This window comes from Limibacter armeniacum, from assembly GCF_036880985.1.
In the GTDB taxonomy this organism is placed as follows: domain Bacteria; phylum Bacteroidota; class Bacteroidia; order Cytophagales; family Flammeovirgaceae; genus Limibacter; species Limibacter armeniacum.
Window position 1 is genome coordinate 1188564 of sequence record NZ_JBAJNO010000008.1, and the last position, 24512, is coordinate 1213075.

General features: G+C 38.7%; 15 protein-coding genes. 7 read left to right on the forward strand and 8 right to left on the reverse strand.

Features of this window, described 5'->3' with window-relative positions; translation table 11 throughout:
* Positions 1–3 precede the first annotated feature (3 nt).
* Positions 4–957 carry an MlaD family protein gene (locus V6R21_RS10765; RefSeq protein WP_334243563.1) on the reverse strand — a complete coding sequence of 318 codons (954 nt, stop codon included), beginning with the start codon at positions 955–957 and terminating at the stop codon, positions 4–6.
* A 598-nt stretch (positions 958–1555) separates the two neighbouring features.
* Here V6R21_RS10765 and V6R21_RS10770 point away from each other — a divergent pair.
* On the forward strand, positions 1556–4681 hold the full coding sequence (locus tag V6R21_RS10770) for a putative LPS assembly protein LptD (RefSeq protein ID WP_334243565.1): 3126 nt from the start codon (positions 1556–1558) through the stop codon (positions 4679–4681).
* Between the two features lie 163 nt (positions 4682–4844).
* On the forward strand, positions 4845–5795 hold the full coding sequence (locus V6R21_RS10775) for an L-threonylcarbamoyladenylate synthase (RefSeq protein ID WP_334243568.1): 951 nt from the start codon (positions 4845–4847) through the stop codon (positions 5793–5795).
* A 59-nt stretch (positions 5796–5854) separates the two neighbouring features.
* On the opposite strand, the gene V6R21_RS10780 is transcribed toward V6R21_RS10775, so the two are convergent.
* The 4 genes from V6R21_RS10780 to V6R21_RS10795 form a co-directional block, all read right to left on the reverse strand.
* Positions 5855–6430 (reverse strand): NUDIX hydrolase, encoded by a 576-nt coding sequence (locus V6R21_RS10780; protein WP_334243570.1) that lies wholly within the window; start codon positions 6428–6430, stop codon positions 5855–5857.
* 125 nt (positions 6431–6555) lie between these two features.
* Positions 6556–7581 carry a pseudouridine synthase gene (locus tag V6R21_RS10785; protein ID WP_334243573.1) on the reverse strand — a complete coding sequence of 342 codons (1026 nt, stop codon included), beginning with the start codon at positions 7579–7581 and terminating at the stop codon, positions 6556–6558.
* Between the two features lie 275 nt (positions 7582–7856).
* Positions 7857–8222, reverse strand: coding sequence for an Hpt domain-containing protein (locus V6R21_RS10790; RefSeq protein ID WP_334243575.1), 366 nt, complete (start codon positions 8220–8222; stop codon positions 7857–7859).
* Positions 8223–8409: 187 nt separating this feature from the next.
* On the reverse strand, positions 8410–9243 hold the full coding sequence (locus V6R21_RS10795) for a queuosine precursor transporter (protein WP_334243577.1): 834 nt from the start codon (positions 9241–9243) through the stop codon (positions 8410–8412).
* Between the two features lie 133 nt (positions 9244–9376).
* On the opposite strand from V6R21_RS10795, the gene V6R21_RS10800 reads away from it, so the two are divergent.
* From V6R21_RS10800 to V6R21_RS10810, 3 genes are all read left to right on the forward strand, one after another.
* On the forward strand, positions 9377–10441 hold the full coding sequence (locus V6R21_RS10800; RefSeq protein WP_334243579.1) for an aminotransferase class V-fold PLP-dependent enzyme: 1065 nt from the start codon (positions 9377–9379) through the stop codon (positions 10439–10441).
* 357 nt (positions 10442–10798) lie between these two features.
* Positions 10799–11626: an energy transducer TonB gene (locus V6R21_RS10805; protein WP_334243581.1), complete on the forward strand. Its 828-nt coding sequence runs from the start codon at positions 10799–10801 to the stop codon at positions 11624–11626.
* Positions 11627–11834: 208 nt separating this feature from the next.
* Positions 11835–13736, forward strand: a complete 1902-nt coding sequence (locus V6R21_RS10810) for a M23 family metallopeptidase (protein ID WP_334243583.1) — start codon at positions 11835–11837, stop codon at positions 13734–13736.
* A gap of 34 nt (positions 13737–13770) precedes the next feature.
* On the opposite strand, the gene V6R21_RS10815 is transcribed toward V6R21_RS10810, so the two are convergent.
* Entirely contained in the window at positions 13771–14490 is a 720-nt protein-coding gene (locus tag V6R21_RS10815; RefSeq protein ID WP_334243585.1) for a hypothetical protein, read from the reverse strand.
* Positions 14491–14941: 451 nt separating this feature from the next.
* On the opposite strand from V6R21_RS10815, the gene V6R21_RS10820 reads away from it, so the two are divergent.
* Positions 14942–20725: a S8 family serine peptidase gene (locus V6R21_RS10820; protein WP_334243586.1), complete on the forward strand. Its 5784-nt coding sequence runs from the start codon at positions 14942–14944 to the stop codon at positions 20723–20725.
* 42 nt (positions 20726–20767) lie between these two features.
* Here V6R21_RS10820 and V6R21_RS10825 read toward each other — a convergent pair whose 3' ends face one another.
* Both V6R21_RS10825 and V6R21_RS10830 read right to left on the reverse strand, forming a co-directional pair.
* Positions 20768–22822, reverse strand: coding sequence for an OmpA family protein (locus V6R21_RS10825; protein WP_334243587.1), 2055 nt, complete (start codon positions 22820–22822; stop codon positions 20768–20770).
* A gap of 10 nt (positions 22823–22832) precedes the next feature.
* The gene (locus V6R21_RS10830) at positions 22833–23960 is read right to left on the reverse strand and encodes a tetratricopeptide repeat protein (RefSeq protein WP_334243588.1); all 1128 of its coding nucleotides are present in this window, start codon (positions 23958–23960) and stop codon (positions 22833–22835) included.
* A gap of 210 nt (positions 23961–24170) precedes the next feature.
* On the opposite strand from V6R21_RS10830, the gene V6R21_RS10835 reads away from it, so the two are divergent.
* Complete coding sequence (locus tag V6R21_RS10835) at positions 24171–24509, forward strand: CidA/LrgA family protein (protein ID WP_334243590.1); 339 nt, start codon at positions 24171–24173, stop codon at positions 24507–24509.
* Positions 24510–24512: the final 3 nt, after the last annotated feature.

Here is a 24512-nt window from a genome sequence, read left to right on the forward strand (position 1 = left end):
GTTTTATTTGGAGTCTTTTGTTGAGTCTTGTTCTGTAACCTCTTTAGGTTCGTCTTTTTTACTGCCTTTGTCTTTTTTGCCAAAGACAGAGAAGTGTACATATCTTTTCGGATGCTCTTTAAAATCAATCAGTAGGGCATCCAAATCTTGCATTGTTTGTACCATTTCAGTATGTAGCGTCTGATCTTTGACCAGTTTACCCATCGTTCCTTCAGCCTTATTAATGGCATCCAATGTTTTCTGAAGCTCATTCACTGTTTGCTGTGCATCTGCAATAGTTGAAGGAATATTCGACTGGTTCAGACTGTCAGTAAATGTCTCAAGTTTGGTAACAACAGAAGGCAGTGTCGTATTCAGGGTATTAAGCGTACCTTGGAGTTCTTTCAGAGAGTTGTTGAGCACGATTTGATTTTGCGTAATCATCTTTGTGGCTTCTATCAACATACCTTGTGCCTTGATACCAACTTCAGCATAAATAGCCATCAGTTGCTGTGCACTGTCCATTGTACTCTGAAGTGAAACAGCCAAAGGGTCTGCCTTTTTCTGAAGAGCAGACAGTACACTTTCTTCGATTTTACCAGGAAGAGTGTCTCCGCCTTCATAATAGCCACCTTCTCTATTTTTGATCGACAAGTCGATCATTTTCTCACCAAGTAACCCATTGTCGGCAAGCATCGCAAGCGTATTTCTAGGGATTCTAATATCACTGTCGATGGAGAGTGTAACTTGAATCTTGTTTATATCACTTGGAAGGAATGCTATATCTTTAACAGTACCTACTTGAACACCATTCATTTTGATGGCATTAGATTCCAGTAGTCCAGGTGTCTGGTCATAAATTACATAGTAGATATCTTCATCAGAGAATACATCAATACCTTTCAAAAAATTAAAACCTATATATAAGATCGCACCAGCCAGTATTGTGAAAAGGCCGACTTTAATTTCTTTCGTCACGATTAGATTTTTTTTGGTTATTTATCTAGAATAAAAAAGTCAAACAATTAAATAGGCTAAAGTTGAAAGAGCCTAATGCAATTTACAAGGGTCAAAGATATAAAAAACCTGCAATAAGGAATTTTTAGATGACCCTAATCTTAGGTCATATCTGACTATTGCTTGAGTATGAGTTGCTTAATATAATAACAGCAATATGCGTATTCTTGGTAACAATAATGTTGAAAATCTGTAACTATCATTTCATTATAAATAGATTTGGATAATACTTAGCATAAATCTTTCTTACTAACGATTGAAAAACCAAATAGTTAATGAATTGTGACAACTGTCAGGTTAATTTTGTCTTAAGATATTCACATTCACATTAACGATAACGAGCGATTTTTAGATAAAATTTATATAGCCCTGTTAAATACGTTAAAGAGTCCATCCGTTATTGATGAATCTTATATGTTTAAAAAACTGCTTTTGTTGTAGGTGAGTATCAGCCTGTTGAAACGCTTACCCCAACAAGCAGTAAGGGAGGCCTTTGGCAGTTACACTTATCCCTTTATTTTTGCGAGAGTATTTACTTTTTTCAATCCTTTTGAACTTGATGAAATTTCCAGCACTGGAGCTTATTCCTGTTTGGTTGAAGTGTCTTCTGACACTATTTTTTATAGCTGTTATCAGTTTGTGCAGCACTGAAGAAGTTTTTGCGACACCTTTTGAAATAGAGGATGGCCGCAAGGCATTGGTTGCCTATGCACCAAACAAAGTGGAAGGTGATACTTCTGAAATACGTAAGGCAGTACGAGCGTTAGCGCAGACGATCCAAGAAAAAAATCAAGGTGTTGAGAATGAGGTGTTGACCAAGTTGACAAATGCCTTATTCATTTTTGCTAATGAACCTGTCTTTAGAGGAGACCGCTATAAGCAGGAAATCATGGATGAATTGGCTACTGAGGAGAAGATAGCAGCATTTCGTAAGCTGAACCAAACTCTTCAAGAGCAAGATGAAAATACTTGGGAAGAACTACTTGGAAGTGATATCATTGCAGACATTTTTAATATTGGGTATGAGTTTGATCCAAATTTTGATGTTGAGGAAGATACATTAAATGAGACATTGGATAATTTGGTGCGAAAGGGAGCATCTGCTATTGCTAAGCCTAAAAGTATGTTAGATACGGATTTGAGATACGGAGCAAATGGCCCAAATGCCAAGACAAGAGTAGATGCACGTACTCAGGTTCTATATATTGAAGATGAAGCTTTTGTTGACTATGGTGAAAGAAGCCTAAAGGCAGGGAAAATCGAGCTTTCATTTGTAAGTAATACAGTTCGGGCATATGGTCTTAAAAATGATTCAACTGGAAAGGTAGAACAGAAGCCGATTTTCAGTGAGGCAGGACAAACTTTCAATGCCAATGAAATGCTATACAATTTTGATACTCAAAAAGGAGTCATCAAAGGGATTGTAACAGAAGAAGGTGATGGAATTATTCAGAGCCATATTGTCAAAAAGACTCCTGCTGCAGCTGTATACATGGAGGACAATATTTACACCACTTGTAACTTGGAGCACCCTCACTATGGTATTAGAGCGAAGAAACTAAAAATTGTTCCTAAGAAAAATATCGTAACAGGTCCGTTTTTGTTTGAACTTAATGGCTTGCCTTTGCCATTAGGTTTGCCATTTGGATTGTTTCCTGCAACTCAAAAGAGAGCTTCGGGAGTAGTAATGCCAAGTTATGGTGAAGGCTCTACTCGTGGGTTCTATTTGCAAGATGGTGGTTTTTACCTAGCATTGAATGATTACCTTGGTCTAAGGGCTACAGCATCTATCTATTCGTTAGGTGGTTGGGATGCCTCTATTCAGACAACCTACCGAAAGCGTTATGCTTTTTCCGGCTCATTCTCATTTAACTATGCGAATAATACTTTCCTGCTTGATGATGGGACAAGGGAAAACAATGTGAAGGACTATAGGTTACAGTGGAGTCACTCTCAGGATAGCAAAGGTAGTTCACGTTTTACGGCAAGTGTGAATATCGCTTCGCAGACTTATAACCAGAATAACGTCACCAATGTGTATCAAGGCTTACAGGCATCAACTAACTCCAGTGTCCGTTACTCGAATAGCCTAAATTTGGGGGGAGTAACATTATCGGGAAATGCCAGTTTGCGTCACAACCAAAATATCACAACAGGAGCTGCTCGTTTGAACCCTGATGTCAGTTTGACGATGAGTAGGGTAAGGCCTTTTGATAATTTATTCAAGAAGAAGAACCCACTCTCTCAATTAAGTATTCAATATACAGGTCAGTTTACTGGTGAAGTAAACAATGAAGAAAAAGATCCGGGTGATGATTTCAATTTTGATATTGTGACTCCGGAAGAAGAGGTTGTAGTACCGCCAACAGTAGGGGATGAAGATGAGACATTACCAGACCTGTTTGCCAACTTTGGGGATTATATAGGTGATTTTGAATATGGTATCACCCATACTATTCCAATCCAGACAACGGTTACACTTTTGAAGCACTTTACGATAACGCCATCAGCAAATTATCGTGAGTATTGGGTGCCAAATAAGTTCAATTATACATGGAATGATGAACAGAATGCTGTAGAGGTTGATACATTGTCAAAGTTTGCACGCTACTATCAGTTTAGTACAAGTGCAGGCTTGAGTACCAATATGTATATGTTCTACGACTTTAAAGGAGGTTCTAGGTTAAGACAAGCTATTCGTCCAACGATCAGTTATACTTTTACACCTGATTTCAGTACCCCGAACTTTAACTTTTACCAAGAAGTACAGACAGATGCAGATGGTACCTCTGATCTTGTGCTTAGGTCAGGTAGTTCTTATGTAGGTCAGCCTTCTTCAAGCAGAAGCTCTGTATTAAGTTTTGGAGTTACCAACCAGTTTGAACTAAAACTGGGTAAGAAAGATGAGGATGGTAAAGCCAAGAAAATAACCTTGTTGGATAACCTGTCAATCAGCTCATCTTATGATTTTGAGCGGGACTCACTTAACCTTTCCAATTTTAGGGTCAATGCCCGTACAAGATTATTCCAGAAAGTTGATATCAACGTGAATGGTACTTTTGATCCTTATAAATATGTCGCAACAGGTTACAAGTTTGATGAGGAGTTGGAGAAAGTAGTAGTGTCGTCTCAAATAAAGACAAACGACTTTTTGTGGAGTACAGATGGGAAATTAGCCCAACTGACAAACTTAAACGTGTCTATCGGAACAAGGCTAGCCCCTTCAAAAGCCAAGAAAAAATCAGAAGATAAGCTTGCAAACACCGCACCTCGAAATGAAACAGAGGCAGCTATTTTGGAAGATATGAGGCGAAACCCTCAGGATTATATTGACTTTAATGTACCGTGGTCCCTTTCTGTCAACTATAACTTGAACTGGAACAAAACAGGTTTGGCAGAGTCGAATGTTACACAAGCTGTAACCTTGAGAGGTGACTTAAGCTTGACACCTAAATGGAAGCTGGGTTATAACACAGGTTATGATATTGAAGAAAGGGCATTTACCAGAACTTCCTTGGACTTAAGTAGAGACTTGCACTGTTGGCAGATGACGTTGAACTGGGTGCCATTTGGACGTTTGCAGTCATATAGTATAAACATCAATGTGAAGTCTTCTATGCTACAAGATTTGAAATGGCAGAGAAGGCAGACTTGGCAGGATAACCCAAACAGTTTGATCAGGTAATTTGCTAACAAGCCTTTATCATTGTGACATAATTGTCATAAAAGTTATATATCAACTTTCTTGTGCTTAATTTTGCAGGCACAACCAATAAAAGTTCAAAGTTCACTGCTACTGGCATTGGGTTTTGAACTTTTCTGATTAAGAGAATCTACTATTTGAAAAGATGATAGGAAAAGATATAGGAGAAGCGAAAGCGCATTTAGAAGCAGGAAGACTTGTAGCCATTCCAACAGAGACGGTTTATGGGCTGGCTGGCAATGCGCTAAATCCAGAAGCTGTCGCAGATATTTTCAAGACAAAGCAGCGTCCCTCTTTTGACCCATTGATCGTCCATTGTGATTCTGTGGAGAAAGTCAAAAGCTATGTATCAGCGTTTCCTGAATTGGCAGAAAAACTAGCAGACCATTTTTGGCCAGGATCGCTGACGATGATTTTGCCTAGAGGTGAAATGATTCATGACCTGGTGACTAGTGGGTTGGAAACCGTAGCGGTCAGGGTTCCTAATCATCCGTTGACACTGTCCTTGTTAGAGCAATTGGACTTTCCTGTAGCTGCTCCAAGCGCAAATCCATTTGGATATGTAAGCCCTACATCTGCTCAACATGTAGATAAAAACTTGGGACATCTGGTTCCTTATATTTTGGATGGAGGAGAATGTGAGGTAGGTATTGAGTCTACCATAATTGGTTTTCCTGAAGGAGTGCCAACGATCTATAGAAAAGGGGGAATCAGTATTGAAGATATTGAGGCCGTTATTGGTAAGGTCGAGGTAAATGCTCATTCAAGCTCAAAGCCATCTGCACCAGGGATGTTGGATCGTCATTACTCTCCGGGTGTACATATGCTTATTGGAAACGTAGCAGAAATGTTGCCTGAATATCAGGGTAAGAAAGTAGCTACACTGACGTTACAGTCAGCTTTTGAAGGAGTAGAAAAAACGCATCAGTTTCAGCTTTCGCCTAAGGGGGATTTGGCTGAGGCAGCTAAAAACCTATTTAGGTATTTGCGTGAGTTAGATGTGCTTCAGCCGGACGTAATCTTGGTGGAGTTAGTACCAGAGAAAGGATTAGGTGTTGCAATCAATGATCGTTTGAGAAGGGCAGCAGCAAAATAAAATATAGTAAATAGAAATGGCAGGAGTATAAGTATACCTCCTGCCATTTCTGTTTTGATTTATAACTTCTTTTTGATCTTCACCCACTGAATGCCAATAATGGTTTTGGCATCTTCTATTTCGCCATTCACAAGCATATCCCAAAGTGTATCCCAGTCATAGTAAACCACTTTAATGTCTTCGTGTTCGTGAAGTACACCACCTCCTTCAGATATCTTATTTTCATCCATAACTTCTGCATAAAAAATAAAAATGCGCTCTGTCAGGCTACCGGGAGAAGCATAGCAAGTATAAAGGTGTTCTATATGATCAACCTTATAACCAGACTCTTCCTGAATTTCTTTAATCATGCACGACTCAGGTGTTTCCCCTTCCTCAATAGAGCCTGCGACCATCTCAAGTAGCCATCCTGGACCTTTCTCATAAGTAGCGTGGCGAAACTGATTGACCAATACATATTGGTCTTTTTCACGGTTGTAGATAATTCCTGCACAGGCATCCCCTCTTTCAACACTTAACCTGTTTACAGGTTCACTCATAGTACCGTCGAACTTCTCGAACTTCAGTACTTTTTCATCTACTTTTAAAAATTTGTTCAGTACTCGTTTTTGTTCTAGTATCTCTACTTTCTTCATGGAATCTAGAATATTTATGGGGTTATTGATTTACTGTTCCGAAGGTAAATGATTTGTCAAAAAAAAATGCTGTCAGATAAGTTCTAACAGCATTTTTGAAGAATATTCATAAGTCCACATCCGGACTATTTTTGCATATACTTAAGGCGAATGATTTCCTGTTCAGTAAGGAACCTCCATCTGCCTCTAGGTAAATCTTTTTTGGTAAGACCTGCCAAAACAGTTCTATCAAGCTTTTCAACTCTATAGTTAAAGTGCTCAAAGATACGGCGGACAATTCTGTTTCTTCCTGAGTGTAGCTCAACACCAATCTGTCTTCTGTCAGTTGTATGAACCGAGAAGCCATCCAAATCAACAGGGCCGTCCTCAAGCTCGAACTTTCTGTTTCTGATAGTGTCCTCGTCCTCTTCCGTGATAGGTCTATCCAACTCTACATAATAGATCTTATGCGTATTGCCGGATGGGTGCGCCATTTTCTTGGCAAAATCACCATCGTTGGTAAATAGCAACAGTCCTGTTGTAGCACGGTCTAGTCGTCCTATTGGGTAGATTCTTTCATCACAAGCATTTTCTACCAGTGACATCACAGTCTTACGCTCTTCAGGGTCTTTGGTGGTTGTGATAAAACCCTTTGGCTTGTTAAGCAGTACGTAAACCAGCTTTTCTCTGTGAAGCTTTTTCCCTTGATAAGATACAACTTCATTGGGTTTTACTTTATAACCCATCTCAGTGACCACCTTACCATTGACCTTGATTTCTCCATTTGCAATCAGCGAGTCGGCTTCTCTTCTGGAGCAAACTCCTGAGTTGGAGACATAGCGGTTCAGACGAATACCTTCTTGCTTTCTTGTTTCTTTTTCAGGTGAAGTGTTTTGCTTCTCCAGTTCCCTGAATTTTTGAGCATTGTAGGTTGGCGTACCTTTCACTTTGTCCTTCTTACTGAAAGAGCTTTTCAGCAGTTCAGCTTCTTCAAGGTGCTGAATCTTTTTCTTGAAAGTCTTCTTTCCATGAGAAGATTTTTTAGGACCTCTTTCACTGAAGGATGTGTCATCTTTTTTATCCTTCTTCTTGATGAATTTAGCGAAAGGCTTTAGCCCTTTACCAGAAGACTTACCTTTGGAAGGTCTTGAGTCTTTGTGTGATTTACTCATTGAAATAAATATAAAATTGTAGGATATGCTGCCCTCACGCTTACAGTTAGTAGTGTTGTCAAGCTCGGCAGTAGTCTGGAGTCAATTCGTCAATAACGTTAACAGTGACTCTTTTCTAGGTGCAAAAATACGCTAATTTATTAACATAGTGTTAGAATAGTTGAAAATAAGCGTTAAGTCTTGATGAGAATATTTCTTGAAAATAAGGTATGTGAGAATGGAAATAAAAAGCCCCTCAGGATTTGATATCCTGAGGGGCGAATGTTTTGATAGGTCTAAATCTTGATTTCTAATAATTTGTCTGTTACATACTCTAAAGCATGAGTAGAAAGTAGGTTAATCTCCTCCATGACGGTATGGGTATCTACTTGTTCTACATTATCGGCTTCCAGTTCGGATAACAGTTCATCCAAAGGTGGAAAACCTAAATAGGCAGTGCTAGACTTGAATTTGTGTGCCAGTTTGGCAAATTGAACAAGGTTTTGCTCATCAATTGCCTGCTGCATATCATTCGGAAATGAATACAGACTGTTGCTGATTGCCTGTAGTAGCTTGGCCATAAATTCTTCGTTTCCGTCTGTAACGTCATACAGACCTGTAAAGTCCAGTTGCCCTAACGCGTTGGATTTAGGGATACTCACTTTAATTGTCGGTTATTGTTGGCTATTCAAAAAGCTTTCTGATTAGTAGAAAATCAAACTAAATGGATTCGCCAAAAATGCATCTAGCAGGTTGGACATCCATTATGTTTGGTTTGGATCAGAAATGTAAAAATCACTAGTAGAATGTATACAACATTCAGAAAGTTAACAGGCTCAAAAATATGAATTATTTGCGAAAAAATTTTGATTTAGCGGCATCTTCTACTAATTCTTCTGCAACTTCTTTCCCTAAGTACTTGTCAATCAGTGAGTGTGCTACGTAAATTAATGGGGTGGTAAGTACGGCAATAGCAAATTTATAGATATAGTTAATGATGCCTACAGCCATAACCATCTTAAAGCTCCAGTTGCCCAAGAAGTAGAATGCAATGGTCAGTACAACAAAGCTATCGATAAGTTGAGAAACCAATGTAGATCCCGTAGCCCTCAGCCAGATTTTAGAACTGCCGGTCAATTTTCGAAACCATTGGAAGGTGAACACATCTACCATTTGACCTACCAGAAAGGCAATCAATGAACCTATAATAATATTGAGTCCTTGTGTGAATACCTTATAGAAGGCTTCATTCATGTTAAAAGGGTTGCCTTGGCTATCAGTGGCATTGACATCCAACCAGAATTGGGCAGGTGGTAAGTGGGTGACGCACCATAAAACAATAAAGGCATAGGCAATAAAGCCAACTGTGAGGAATGAGATTTTTCGGACACCTTCCTTGCCGAAATATTCATTAATGATATCAGTTGTGATAAAAACGACAGGCCAAAGCACGACACCGGCACTCAAGTTAAAATCAAGGACAAAATCCTTAAGCAAGTGAATTTGTGCAGGAGCAGTGCCGATAAGGGCTTCCAATGAAAAAATCTTGGAACCGATTATTTCAGCCAATAATGCATTGGTCAGGAATATACAAGTAAGCACAATATAGAGCGTACGTTTTCTTTTTTCGCTTTTTGTGGCTGTTGCCATAGTGTTTTCTTGCTCAGTGAGTAGCTTTGTCATGAAAAAATTCTGAATTATTAGAGATGTAAGATTTTTCCGAATAATAATAAATTTATTGTGAATGGTTGAACAACGGTTAAATCAAGCCAGTTGTTTAACTTTACTTTTGCATTTTATACTGAATTCTGTTCTAATGATATCATTTTACCCCGGACCTTCGAAGGTTTACCCAGAATTAAAGCATTTTATGATGGAGGCAATGGACAGTGGCATTCTGTCTGTTAACCACCGAAGCCCTGAGTTTGTGGAGATGTGCCGCAAAACGGTTTCCCTGCTTAAGCAGAAATTGGATATTCCATCAAATTATTCGGTCTATTTCACATCTTCAGCAACGGAATGTTGGGAAATCTTGACGGAGTCTTTTATCGATCAGCGGAGTTTGCATGTATACAGTGGCGCTTTTGGTGAAAAGTGGATGAACTATCGAAAAAAGCTTACTGATAAAGGGATGACAGAAGGGCTTTCATTTCCTTTCCATAGAGAGATAGGTATCAATAAGTTGCTCTCAGGTTCGGGTAAGGATTATGATATACTCTGCTTGACGAGTAATGAGACATCTAATGCGACCAAGGTAAGCAGTAAAACGATACATGATATTCATAAGCGTTTCAAAGATGCTTTGGTAATGGTGGATGCTACTTCATCTATGGCAGGTGTAGTACATGATTGGATTAGTGCAGATGTGTGGTTTGCTTCTGTACAGAAGTGTTTTGGTTTGCCGGCAGGTTTGGCAGTGATGGTATGCTCTCCTAAGGCAGTTGCAAAAGCTAGGTCATTAAACCATAACTTGCATTATAACAGTTTGGCTTTTATTGATGAGCAAATGCAGAATTACCAGACTACCTATACACCTAATGTCCTTAATATCTACTTGTTGATGCGTGTGATGGAGATGCGACCACATATCAAGGAGGTGAGTAAACGGACAAAGATGAGAATGCAACTGATCAACCATTCATTGACTAATGCAGGCTTTGAACTGCTAGTGCCTTACACAAAGCTAAGGTCAGATACAGTGACTGCCGTAAAAGCATCAGTAGATCGGGTTACAGAAGTGAAAGCCAAGGCAAAAGCAGAAGGATTTATGCTGGGCAATGGGTATGGTCATTGGAAACCAAGTACATTTCGGGTTGCTAACTTTCCTGCAATATCCGATAGGGAAGTAGATGATTTACTTGCTTTCATGAAGACGGTATAACTCCAATTGTAACCAAGTGTTACTTCTATGTAAATTTTTAGGAATCTATTAATAAAATATTGATCTATTTATAGTCTTGATAATTAGTGAGATATTTATCTTATGTTGAAAAATATGTAGCTTTTGTAGAAGGATTATCTACAGGAGAAATAGGATAGAACAAGTGTTTTTTTTGAATTTAAGTGGCAGGATAGTACCTTTACGTTTGAAAAGCTTAAAAATTGGGTTGCGAATAGTGACTGTAAAATATTTGACTGCTTTCGTTGTCGAAGTTTGCTTAAACACATTTATTCGCAGTTTGAAATGAATTAAAGTTTTCAAAATAGTTCTTTCTTTTTATTAACAAAAATTCATTCAATGATTCACGTACTGCACACACTCGGAATTTGGGGTACCGTGATTGCTTTTTTTGCATTGGTTATTGGATTGATTTTCCTGTTTAAGTTTATCATTACTAAATCAGGAAGTGACATTCTGAACCAAAAGAAAGAGGCAAGGGATGCTTCTAATGTACTTGTTAAAAAGTACAATGATGTCGATGTGTCCAAGTACTCTTCCATGTTTGGTCTGATTGGTTTGTCTCTAAGTTTGCTGGTTATGCTAGTAGCGTTTGAGTACCCAAGCTTTGATGAGACTAAACTGGTTGATTTGGGTACAGTTGACCTTACTGAAGAAGAGGTACTGGAAGTCCCTCCGACTGAACAGAAGCCGCCTCCCCCACCACAAGTAAAGACTCCTACGATCGTTACAGTTCCTGATGAGGAAAAGATCGAGGATCAAATGGAGATCGACTTCATGGAAGAATTTGACGAAGAAATGGTCGTTGAAGAACTTCCGGAAGAAACCGCTGTAGAAGAGGTTGTTGAAGATGAGATCTTCGAAATCGTGGAGGAAAATGCTAGCCCTAAGGGTGGTATGGGTACCTTCCTTAAGTGGGTAGGTAAAAATATCAGATACCCTAGCCAGGCAAAACGTATGGGTGTTGAAGGTAAAGTATACGTACAATTCGTCGTTGACAAAGACGGTACACTTACTGACATTAAAGTAGTAAGAGGTATTGGCGCTGGATGTGACGAAGAAGCGGTACGCGTACTTCAAAAAGCACCTAAATGGACTCCAGGTAGACAAAGGGGTAGACCAGTTAAGCAGAGAATGGTACTTCCAATCTCATTCAAACTGGGATAAGCTTAACATTTAATATGTAAAGAAGCCTGACACAAATTGTGTCAGGCTTTTTTTATGTCGAAATTTGAATGTATTGAGTAATAATTGCATTATAGAAGGGGTGTATCGACATTTTCTTTTGTAAATAGTAGGAATATGGTCTTAAAATTGAGATTCCTCTAAAGCAAAAGTAAATTCCCGATTAGGTAACCGAGTCATCAGACCAACAATGAAAAAAGGACAATTCTTCAGACGTATTAATCTCTATCTGCTTATATGTTTCTTCTCATTACTGTCAGTAAATACTGCTTCCGCTCAGGATGGGTATGAGAAAGATTATTATATGTTTCCAATCAGGCCCCATCAGCTAAATTATTTTGCTGGGACAATGGGTGAGTTGAGAGGAAGGCACTTTCATGGCGGGCTTGATGTGAAGACTGGTGGAGCGGTTGGGCTGCCAATTCATGCAGCAGCAGATGGTCATATATTCAGGGTTAGAGTTTCTCCTACAGGGTATGGAAATGCCGTGTATATCAAGCATGCAAACGGTCAATTTACTGTTTATGCCCACCTGCAACGTTTTAATGAGGAGCTTGCAGACTTCGTATTGAACTCTCAGTACAGCAAGCAGTCTTTTACTGTAGACCTTTACCCAGAAGCAGGGAGGTTCACCTTTAAGAAAGGAGATGTGATAGGGTTTTCAGGAAACTCAGGGTCTTCAAGTGGACCTCACCTTCACTTTGAGGTGCGAGACTCGGTAGAACGACCGATGAACCCTGTCAAGTTTGGGTTTACGGAAGTCAAAGACAATATCCCTCCATCTGTTCGTGCAATTACCTTGAAGCCATTGGACATTGAGAGTAGGGTAGAAGGTCGTTTTGAAGGAGAAGAGTATAGTGCCTATAAATCCGGAAGTGTATTCAAGTTAAAAAGAAGGGTAAAAGCATATGGTCGGGTAGGTATTGAGATCGATTGTTACGATCAAGCAAATGGTACCTATAATAAGTATGGTATCAATAAGATAGAGCTGTATGTAGATGGTCAGAAGCGCTATGAACATATTATTGACCGTATACCGTTTGATGATAACCATTATATCAATGCGTACATTGATTATGAGAAGTATGTAAAGCGCCGAAGAAGGTTCCAGCGTCTGTACAAGACAGAAGGTAATAAGCTTCCAATTTATCCTGAAGATGCATTGGATGGGTGGCTCAATCTGAAGGATGGAGAACAGAAGACAGTAACACTTAAACTATGGGACAGCTTTGGGAACATGGGAGAGTTGGAGTTTGAACTGGAAGGTACTGTTGGACACCCTCAGATTTCTAGCCGTTACTTGCCGGAGAAAATGCATATTACAGGTAATACACTTGAAGTAGCTTTTGACTCGTTGACATCAGGTGAAAATGCTTCAGTGATTTTGCCTTTTAAGAAAGTAGAGATTTCTCCTGCTTATAGAGTGAATAACCGCAATGTGTACCTTTGGGATTTACGCAATGGCTTGCCTGTTAGTGTAACAGCAGGTTCTCAGCATCGTATTCCTGACTTAAAAATCATGATTCCTTCAGGGTATGATTTTACTTATTATGACTCAGCTGCTGAGCTTCACTTTACAGAAGAGTCCCTTTATGATACGTTATTCCTGCAAATGCAACGACAAGGTGACACTTTAGAGATAGGAAGTGAATATGTCCCATTAAAGGGAAGGTTCAGTGTTGTGTTTGCGCCTAAAGGCAAGATTGAAGACAAGGAGAAAGTAAGGGTATATCAGCTTGAGAAAAATGGCAAGTTATCTTTTGTTGGAGGAGAATGGGTAGGTAACCAAATCAAGTTCAGCACTAGGTCATTTGGTACATTTGTACTAGCAGAAGATAGAACACCTCCTTCTGTAAGGCCTTTAAGAGTAAATCAAAAAAATATCGTGAGGTTTAAAGTGGATGACAAGGATTCTGGTATCCAAAATATTGAAGCTAGACTTAATGGGAAGTACCTCTTGATGCATTATGACCCGAAGTATGACCTGATTTACTCAGAGCGTCAGGATAAATCAGCGCCTTTGAAAGGGAAATTCAAGTTGGTAGTTACTGATGAAGTAGGAAACAAGACGGAATTCCTGAGAGAATATTAAAATTAAAAAAGCCACTTAAAAGTGGCTTTTTTAATTATCTCCCTGAAGCTGAAAACTCTTCTATATAGTAGATCTTATCATCTTTAAAGAGGTTAAAGCTCAGTGAGAAGTAAAATACGTTTACATCAAGGTCTTTATAGCTAAGGTTTGTTCGGGACATCAGCTTATTGTAGTCGTTACTGAAGAAGTCACTGACATAATATTTGAACTTGATATTGGTACCATGAGGAAAGTTCAAGCCAACAAAAAAGCTATGCGTGAAAGTGTCAACTCGGTCTGAGAACCAAACATTGAACTTGTCTTTCTTGTCTTCGTTGACGAAGGTCTTTTCTTTATAATGTATAGGTAGCTCAATTTCATATCCACCATAGATAAAAAAGCCATCAAGTTTGCCAATCTTAATTCCAATAGGAACCCCAAGGTTATAGGTTCTTACTTTTTTGCGAATGTCATTATCCTGTTGGATATCTGTGGCTTCTCTCAAATCATCAGGTACATCGAAGATAAATCCAATATTACGGATAGAAAGCCCTCCAAAGAAACCTAGGTATGGATTGGAGTCAAAGTTGGCAACAACCTGTGCATTAAAGAATCCGGAGAAACGTACTACCTGACCATCTTCTTCTTCACCAATATTGAGGTCAGGAATTGAGAAAATAAGCTCTCCGCTTGAAGTAGTATAGAATTTACTACTCTGGGCAGACACCGAAAGTGATAGGGTTAAAAGAATAAGGGTTTGAAAAATCCATTTCATGGTGTGGAAAGTTAGTGGGTTATATTTCTGGGGAATTGTTCCTGATTAATTTAGGGAATTCACTTTGTAGACAAAGAGTGCTTTAGATATAAAAGGGAATAATTGAAAGTATTGACAAAAATAAATTACAGAGAGGATTGTGACTATATTTTGCACCACTTTTTGAAATACCTTACACCTAGCAAATTTACCTTAATATTGTAAGCGCAATAGACTTGAACATTCAGTAGGTTTAGTTTCAACCATTCTAAACCATGCTTAAATGAAAAAGTCATTATACCTACTTCTGTACTATTTTATAACTACCTTTTTTATCCCCCCTTTATTATTCTCACAATCACCTACTCAATATTATAAGGGTAAGAAAATAGTAGCCAACAGTATTTTGGTTTTTGAAGAGAGTGCTGTTATTCAACAAGCTATATCTAAGAAAAAACCGAATTCGAGTATTTTGGATCAATTAAATTTACCAGCAAATGTAACATTGTCCAAAAAGTTTAAACATAACCAAGTTGAGCAATGGGATATTCAGGAAGGTGACATGACCACACTACTAGAGACACTCAATGCACAACCTGGTATCAAGGCATTTCCAAACTATATATTTCAATTGGAAGAGGAGGAGACTACTCCGTTGGTGATAGGTAGCAACACAACCCTAAGTACGGATGATGCCTATTTAAGCCTCCAATGGGCATTGAATAATGATGGAACTTTTGCAAGTGGTGGTGCAACAGCAGGAGCGGATATAGAGGCTTTTAACGCTTGGAATATCACGACAGGCAGTGAAGATTTGGTAGTAGTGGTAATGGATGACGGTGTTGATGTATCACACCAGGATTTGAAAGAGAACATTTGGGTAAATCCAGGGGAGGACCTTGATGGCAGTGGAGAAATAGAAGCTGATGAAGTAAATGGAATAGATGATGATGGAAATGGATATGTAGATGATTTTTATGGGTGGAGTCCCGCATATAATGATAACAGGACCTTTTCTTCAGGTAGGTCTCATGGAACCCATGTAGCAGGCATTATTGGGGCAGTGAGCAATAATGGTGTAGGGATTTCTGGTGTTGCTCAGCATGTGAAAATGCTATCAGTGATGATCTTTGATGCTAACGGTTCGGCAACCAGTGCTGATATCATTGAGGCATATGACTATATAAGTACATTGCTGGACAGCGGAATCAATATTGTAGCTGTCAATCAGTCATGGGGAGGTAGTATGTATTTCAGTAATTCTACCCTTACATCGTTTATTGAGCTAATGACAGGTTATGCATTGGATCATGATGAGCATGAAGCTGTTTGGGTAATTGCAGCAGGTAATTCTGGATTAGATAGGGATAACCAGAGTTATTATTCATATCCGGTCAATATAAATGCGCCAAACATTATCACCGTAGGCAGCTCAACCTATATAGAGTCACTTTCTGGTTTTTCTGATTTTGGGTTGGCGAATGTCGATTTAGCAGCTCCGGGGCATTCAATTCTTTCAACAATACCTGCTGACTCATATGGGTACAAAAGTGGGACGTCTATGGCAGCTCCAACAGTGACAGGTGCTTATGTGTTAGGGAAGTCCTACTTTGGTAATGAAAATCATTATGCTATGATTTCACGGATATTGGCTTCTACCGAAAAGTTTTCAGCCTATTCGGTTTTAGGAGAAGGAGGACGACTGAATGCTTATGCTATGCTTTCACCCACAGATGCTGGATTAGGAACAGGTCTTTTGGCAAGTCATACAACAGAAAAATTTCTGTATAACATTGCAGATACAGATAGTAGGCAAACGGTGGGTTTTATCAATAATACAGGGGCTACAATTACCTTATCAGATATTGAAATCAATGGGGCAGGAGCATCGGCTTTTTCATTAGGGAAGCCTTTTAGTACGCAAACAATTTCAGCAGGAGAGGCTTTTGGTATTCCGGTTACCTTTTTAGCGTCAAATGGCATTCAGTCATATGAGGCTACTTTGACATTTATCACATCTGCAGGAGATCTATCTATTACATTGAATGGAGAGATGCAAAAGGGTCACCCTGAATTGACACTTTTAGATATAGTCAAAGAAGAAGGTAATATAGCTCAAGGAGATACTGTCGATTTAGCTTATTCAATTCAGAATACAGGCAGTGATACATTGGCTTTTACCATTGTTAATTCTCTGTTGCAATACAACGAAGAGCTTACTGAGAAGGTAAGTAATAAAGCGACTTTTGATGCAGCAGCCAACGTAGGTATATTGTCTACTGACCAAAGTGCAGATATACTATTGATTCAATCTATATTGTCACAGACACAAGCACTTTCTACTTCACCAACAAAAGTTACAACCTTAGAGTCGACGGAATTATATCTGGAGGACTTTGATAATAGCGATTTGTCAAGTTGGACTTTTGAAGCTTATGGAATGGATGCAGGAGAAGGGCAGACATGGAGTGTTCGTTCTTTAGGTGCTGATGACTCAGCGCTAGTAGTTGGAAGTTTTGAGGAAGGATACCAAAACAATACAATCGCAATAGCAGTGGCTCCGACATTTGATTTGTCATCAATAGTTACAGCAGCGGATACATCCATATACATGGAATTTGATTATAGCACAGCACTTCAACATCAATGGGACTATCTGACAGTATTGGTATATATTGATGGAAACTTTTATGGCTATTATGGATTGACGGATTATGATCTGATAGCTGATAGTAAAGCGTACCACACTTTTGTTGATATCAGTGAGTTGTTAGGAAACACCAATGTGTCATTTCAGTTTCTTTTTGCTTCCGATGGTAATACAGTAGGAGGATGGGGCGCTATGATTGATAACTTTAAAATTACTGAAAGACCAAAGTTAGCTACTCAAAATATTTTTGCTGACAGTCTTAATACTAGTGAAAGTGTACCAATCGAAATGAGCATACGTACCGCTCAATTAGAAGAAGGGAACTATCAGTTTTACAATGCCATTTACTCCAACACTAAGGGTGGTGACTGGACTCCAGAAATGTTTAGTTACACATTTGATGTAGCCAATGCGGATTTAAGCCTTTCAGTGGATAGTCTTTACTTAGGGGGATTTCAAAAAAGTATAAGGTCCATCCGAGATTCAGTAAAACTAATCAATGGAGGTAATAATACATACAGCATAGAAGCGACAGGAGCATTGCTTAAGCAGTTTAGTGAAAATGAATTGGAGGAAGTATCACTTTTAGCTTCACCTTTTACATTGGAAAACACTGTACTATCTGAAAATTCATCAAAAAAGCCATTTGATCGACATTCAATCGAGCAGTTGAATATAGGTTCTATGCCACTTTCTACAGAAGAAGGGATTAGTTTAATGTCTGCTGATTCTACATTCATAGATGAAAGCTTTAAGCAAGGTACTTTGCCTGAGAATTGGCAGACAGTCGACTATGCAACAGGCATAGGCAGTAGTTTTAAGGTAGAGAATATTTCCTCAGTATCGGCTCCAAATTATGCATTGACAGTGGGAGATTTGGAAAGCAAAAAATTAAACAATGAGACTTATGCTTTGGCTTACTCTCCGATTATTGATCTTGGGTTGGCTTCCAACTTTCAGGATCAAGTAATGTTACAATTTGATTATAGCGTACTGATGGAAGTGAGCTATGATGTAGCAGGTGTGAATATTCTTACAGTAGATGATAGTGGTAACATCCTTGAACAAAGTACACTGTGTAGTAGTGAAGCAGGTCTTGTCAACTCAGGCTCATTTTACCATGCCTCATATGATTTGGAGAATTGGAAAGGGAACAAGATCGCATTGATGTTTTGGGTTGTAACAGACTATTCAGTAGAGTCAGGTTGGGCGGTTTGGGATAACATTAAATTAACTTCTGAAGAGGCATTGTTTTTAATTTCTCCTCAAGTCTCTAATTTATCAGGTCTTTCAGAACAGGCTTTTGATTTTTATATCAATACAGAAAAGCTTGAGGTAGGCGATTATCAGTTTGTCACATACCTTGACTATTCAAATGAAACAGGTGTGGGAAGTGGACAATTGTCTCATCAGACTTACTTTTCAATTACAAATCAAGCACCTCTTACAGTTCCAGATACCTACACAATCTATGCAGGCGATACGCTTCGGTTAGTAGGTTCTCAAGGTGTAGTACTTAATGACGCTGATCCGGATGGTGACTCATTGACAATTACAGATTTTACCGATCCATTATTTGGAATGTTAAAGCGATTGGAAAGTGGCAGTTTGCCGACCCATTATGTTGCACCTTTTAGGAGTGTCACTGACAAATTTAGTTATTCTGTATCAGATGGGTATGAGGAAGTTAATGAAGAGGTGACCATTCATGTGCTATATCCTCATTTTAAGACCGCAGATATTGAAGCATCCATTTTTGTAGGAGATACCTTATCCATTGATTTATCAGATTATACATTGGACTTGACTGAAGATATAGCCTTTGAAGTGGCAGGAGATAGCATGGCAATTGTTTGGTTACAGGATACAACGTCACTTGCAATTAGGGCAAATGATGACTGGGTAGGTAATGAGTATTTATCTGTATATATGAAAATGGGAAGTCAGTACATTGACAGTCTACTGATTGATTTGACTATTGAAGAAGTAGAGAGGTCGTTACCATTTTTTAATCAAAATGTATTAGTTCAAAGTCTTACAGAAGGGGATACTTTAAATTTTGACCTTTCTTCAGTAGTAACCAATTATCAAAGTGGTCTTATCTTTTTAGCCAACTCAATAGAGAATGTCGAAGTGCTATTTTCAGATAGTTTGATGCAGGTAACTAGTAAATCACCTGATGACTATTTCTTTAACCTTTATATGATAGATGAAGGTGATACTGTGGATTACCTTTCAGTATTATTAGAAGTAAGTGCAGAGCCTACTTCTATACCAATATTACCAAGCTTTAAAAAGAATACATTACAGCTTGAGATACAAGAAGGAGGCACCTTGTCTTATGATTTTTCGAGCTTGATCAGTAATAACAACTCAAATGTGAGTATAGGTGTTGATAGTATCGCAGGTGTAGAAGGAAAAGTAGATGTGCTCCTTTGGGAGTTTACCAGTCATATGCAAGGTGATTATTTACTCAATGTGTCATTGTTGTATCAAGATACAGAAGTGGACAACCTGATCGTATGGATCAAAGTGAAAAAGCAAGAAGTTACATTTCCTGAATTTAAAGAAGATTTGATTACCCTTAACATGATAGCAGGTAATAGAGATACATTAGATATTTCTACATATATCAATAATTCAAGGGAAGGTCTGAGTTTACAGGTTACTTCTTCAAATGTCAATGTAGAAACTCAAACAGATGGGTTTGTTCTAATAGTAGTTCCAAACGAAGAATGGTATGGGGTTGAATTGGTAAAAGTTTCGTTGAATTGGGGAAAGAATCAATTGGATCAACTTCAATTGCTGATTAATGTGGCAGAAAAGGAAGTGCCTTCATTGAGTTTTGTTCAAGGACAGTATTCTTTTAGGGAAGATTCATTTTTAAAAATTAAAAAAGCGTATCTGTACGATGTGGAAAAGAAAGATTATTCGCTGGAGGTTAGTAGTGACCATACAGAAGTGAAGGTAAATGTAACAGAAGAAAGTGTAGAGTTATCCACATCTCCTGATTACAATGGGCAAAGTAAGTTAACCTTTACCCTGAAAAATAATGAAGGGACTACGGTTGATAGTGTAAGAAGTGTATTGTTAGTAGAAGCCGTAAATGATCAGCCTGTTCCAGACTTTAATTATTCAGTGAATGGTCAGTTTGTCTCTTTCTCAGATTACTCATTTGATGTAGAGGGGGAGATTGATTATTTAAGGTGGGATTTTGGAGATGGTAATGCTAGCACTGAGAATTCTCCGACATATGCATATCCCCAATCAGGTGTTTATTTAGTAAGACTAACAGTGACGGATAATGAAGGGTTGTCAGCTATGGTTGAAAAAGAAGTATCTATTGAGATGGTTACAGATTTGGATGAGGTAATTGAATTAGGAGAAATGAGTGTTTATCCTAATCCGGTTTCTGATAGAATCACGATTTCAGGAATCAAGTCTGTACAAGATATAAAGGTGTTTAATACAGTAGGAATACCAATAACGCCAAAGTGCTACAAATCAGGTGAAAAGTGGGTGCTGGATGTTTCCAAGTTGCCGAGAGGAATTTATATGTTGAAGGCAACGGACGGTAAGTATCAAACAAGGTTCACGGTGAAATAAGTAAAAAGCCGTATGACAGTATTATGTCATACGGCTTTATTTTTAGTTGATGATTTTTAATTCAGTTCTTCTGTTCATTTTCCTACCTTCTTCAGTTGTATTGTCAGCGATTGGCTGTTCAGCGGCATAACCAAAGTATTTCATTCTGGAGGCAGGGATTTGCATATTCTTTAAAAACTCCACCACAGACCTAGCCCGTTGATGAGAGAGTTTTTCGTTTTGATTAACAGAACCTGTATTGTCAGTGTGACCTGAGATTTCTATCTGAAGTTTTGGGTTTTCCCTCAAAAACTTCGCAATGTTCTCCAGTTCTATTTTTGACAGTTCAGAAAGCTCATAAGAGCCAGGCTTGAAGAACATGTTTTTCAGCACAATCTTACTCCCTTTTTTAAGTGGTTGAAGTTTGAATACCACAGAAGTGTCACTGTTTGCCGCAGTGAAGTTTTCAGAGTAAAACAAGTACCCATCAGATTTGATTTCAGCACCGTAGTTTTTGCCTTTTGGTACTACAATGACCACTTTTCCGGCTCTATTTGTTGCAAACTTACCTGTCACTTCCTGTTTTTCATTATTGGAGATTTGTACCTGAGCATTGAGCGGTTTTCCTGTTGCGGCATCTACTACAGTTCCTTTTACGATGGTTAAATCTAAAGTGTAAGGCTTCAGCTGACCGATAGGGTCTTGTTGTTCAAAATAGGTTTTGGTATCTGTCAATAGCGTTTCTACGGATATCAGTTGCGGTTGTCTGCGTGTACCGATAATGGCAGCACTGTAAATATCCAAATAGCCATAGCCTTCAGGGCGATCCGATGAAAAGTAAAATTGAGAGAATCCATTAGGGGCAGAAATATAAACTTCATCATATGGGGTATTGATCGGAACGCCTAAATTCTCAGGTGTTTGCCATTCACCATTTAGGTTTTCAGATACAAATAAGTCAAACCCACCTATACTGTTATGACCTTTGGAACTGAAAAATAACTGTTTTCCATCCGCTGTAAGATAAGGTCCTTCTTCATCATAAGGTGTGTTCAGTGCTGATAAGTTGGTAGGAGTAGACCACTGTCCATTTTTTCTTTCACTTACATAAAGATCCTTTCCTCCTTTACCATCAGGTCTGTCTGACGAGAAGTAAATAAAGCGTCCATCAGGAGAAAAGCATGCAGAGGTTTCAGCATATTCACTGTTGATAGGTGCTGGTAGCTTGACTGGAGAAGTGATTGTCTTTTTGCGCTTACCTTCAATTTTACTGAAGTATAAATCTCCTTGTTTGCTGCCTTTGTGTACCAACAGGGTTTTGCCCGAATTAGAGATGCTGACTACAGATTCATGACCTTTGCTGTTTAGGTTGTCATCAGCCAACTTTCCTCTTTTCCAGTCATCTTCTTCACTATATCTTTTCGAAATAAAAATATCTTCGTAGTACAGGTTATCGTCAGCTATTTCAAAATAGTCCCTATTTTTTCTTCGGGAACAATAGTACATGGTCAAGCCATTAGGGTGTACTACAGGTCCATAGTCAGGGTACTTGGTATTGAAAAGGTTTCCGAGATTGGAAATGAGACTGTTAGTGGGTTGTGCTGCTAGTTTTTTACCACTTTGGCATTCCTCAAGGTATTTATTCGTCAGTATAACTTCTTGTACATGCGTTTTTTCGTCAACCTCTTTCAAGAAGTTTTGATAATAAGAGATAGCCTCATTCCATTCCTGTTTTAAGTGATAAACCCTTCCAATATTGAAATAGACTTTAGGCGTGAAAACAGGTTGGATATCAATGGATTTTTTCCAGTGAATCAAGGCGCTTTCTGTGTCAGAAGGAGAAAGCATATAGTAACAAAACCCTAAGTTGAAATGGAGCTCACTGTTATTGGTATTGAACCTTTCTGCTTTTTTGAAATAGCGGATAGCCTCCTTATAGTTTTGCTCGATTTCTATAAGTCCTACAGCTATGTTGATGTTTTTTTGCGCTTCTTTCAGTTTTTCAGCATCCTCAGGGAAGTGGCTTTTGTCAAAGGGTACATTTTGCTGAGCACTTGCACTGCCAATTATGCACAATAAGCCAATAATATATATCAGTATCTGAAATGTCTTTCTCATGAATTGGATGTTAGTTTCCACAGCTTTCCTGTAAATAAATTTCTGCCAGCGTTTCACCTAGTTCTAACGCCTTTTGCCATGAAGTACAGGCTTCTGTCGGTTGTTTCATCAGTTCTTGAATAATACCTTTATTGAGGTAGGCTTTACCGGATTCAGGGGCTAACTGTATAGCTTTGTTAATGTCAGAAAAAGCCGCTTCTAGGTTTTGCAATTGCAAATGTGCAGAAGACCTGTTAAGGTAAAATGCCGCAATACCATCTTCGAGCTGAATTGCTTTTGAAAAGTCGGCTAAAGCAAGCTCATACTCACCTGTACGTTGGTAAGTGATTCCCCTTTGATTGTGTGCTAATGACGTTGCTTTAAGCGCTAATGACTTGTGATAGTCTGCTTGGGCACTGTCATATTGCGTCATGCCAAGAAGCAAATTCCCCCGACTGAGGTAATATTGGTATTGAGTGCTGTCTAGTAAGATAGCCTTTGAAAAATCCTTATAGGCAGTAGCTGAATCAATTAAGGATAAAGCCAATTTACCATGCTCATAATAAGCTGGTGCAAATGTAGAATCATAGGAAGAAGCCAAATCAAAATCTTTTAATGCTTTTGAATTATGGCCTTGTGAAGAATAAATAATACCACGTTGAAAATAAGCTTGGGTATTCTGAGGCGAAAGCATCAGTAAAGTATCCAAACTGGAGAGGGCTTTCTCATTCATACCTGCTTTCTGATATACCAATGCTTTTCCTTGCCAAGGCATAGGCAAAGTGCTATCCAGAGAGATGGCTTTCTCGAAGGCTGTTGAAGCCTTCTGAAGTTGATTGTTTCTAGCCAGTATAAGCCCTTTATTAGCAAAAGCCTCTGCTAGCTCAGGGTCAAGTTTTGTAGCAGAGTCGAGCATAGAAAAAGCGACACGGTCCTGCCCTTTCGTCATTGCAGATAACGATTCTGAAAATATAAGGACAGCTTGCTGCCTTTGGTAAGACTTTACGTACTCTTTGGTTTTATCATCAAGTTGCTCAAGTTTTTGGACTTTTCCGTTTAGCATGACCTGCCCGTCTTCGGTAAAGGTAGGCAGATTGTCCTGTCCAAAACTGATGTTCAGTGTTAAGCTGAAGAGCAGTATAGTAATCAGGTATCTCATATTCAATTGGTCAATCAAAGCTTAGATATAAAGCAAAAATATAATAAAAGCTGATAGAATAGGTCTTTGGGACAATCAAATCCCAATACACCCAGCTGAATGAATAACGAATGGATGGTAAGGGTAGGTATTGTCATGTTTTCCAATTCAAATAATACTTATAATTGACACTATAAATAAATAGCTGAACGCATTTGAATTATTGAATCTATGATCCGAGGGATACTCATTATACTAGCCTTTCTGGAATTAGGAAGTCTTCTCAATGAATGGATAGGAACGGCTGTTCCGGGAAGTGTAATAGGGATGCTACTATTGTTTGTAGCTTTACAAGTTCGGTTGGTTAAGCTGGAACATGTGAAACCAACCGCTGATATTCTGACCCAAAATATGGCGTTGTTTTTTGTGCCTGCTGGTGTAGGGCTGATGAATTACTTTGGTTTCATAGCCGACCATTGGATGGTCATTATTCTGGCATCAGTGATCAGTACAGTAATGGTGTTGGCTACAGTAGGTTTGATTCATCAGAAACTGGAAAAGAAGGATTAACGT

Excerpts from the sequence above, each read along its gene's own strand:
- V6R21_RS10800 (WP_334243579.1), top strand. The coding sequence starts at position 9,377 with ATGATATCATTTTACCCCGGACCTTCGAAGGTTTACCCAGAATTAAAG.
- V6R21_RS10830 (WP_334243588.1), bottom strand. The coding sequence starts at position 23,960 with ATGAGATACCTGATTACTATACTGCTCTTCAGCTTAACACTGAACATC.
- V6R21_RS10815 (WP_334243585.1), bottom strand. The coding sequence starts at position 14,490 with ATGAAATGGATTTTTCAAACCCTTATTCTTTTAACCCTATCACTTTCG.
- V6R21_RS10810 (WP_334243583.1), top strand. The coding sequence starts at position 11,835 with ATGAAAAAAGGACAATTCTTCAGACGTATTAATCTCTATCTGCTTATA.
- V6R21_RS10785 (WP_334243573.1), bottom strand. The coding sequence starts at position 7,581 with ATGAGTAAATCACACAAAGACTCAAGACCTTCCAAAGGTAAGTCTTCT.
- V6R21_RS10795 (WP_334243577.1), bottom strand. The coding sequence starts at position 9,243 with ATGACAAAGCTACTCACTGAGCAAGAAAACACTATGGCAACAGCCACA.
- V6R21_RS10770 (WP_334243565.1), top strand. The coding sequence starts at position 1,556 with ATGAAATTTCCAGCACTGGAGCTTATTCCTGTTTGGTTGAAGTGTCTT.
- V6R21_RS10805 (WP_334243581.1), top strand. The coding sequence starts at position 10,799 with ATGATTCACGTACTGCACACACTCGGAATTTGGGGTACCGTGATTGCT.
- V6R21_RS10835 (WP_334243590.1), top strand. The coding sequence starts at position 24,171 with ATGATCCGAGGGATACTCATTATACTAGCCTTTCTGGAATTAGGAAGT.
- V6R21_RS10775 (WP_334243568.1), top strand. The coding sequence starts at position 4,845 with ATGATAGGAAAAGATATAGGAGAAGCGAAAGCGCATTTAGAAGCAGGA.
- V6R21_RS10780 (WP_334243570.1), bottom strand. The coding sequence starts at position 6,430 with ATGAAGAAAGTAGAGATACTAGAACAAAAACGAGTACTGAACAAATTT.
- V6R21_RS10825 (WP_334243587.1), bottom strand. The coding sequence starts at position 22,822 with ATGAGAAAGACATTTCAGATACTGATATATATTATTGGCTTATTGTGC.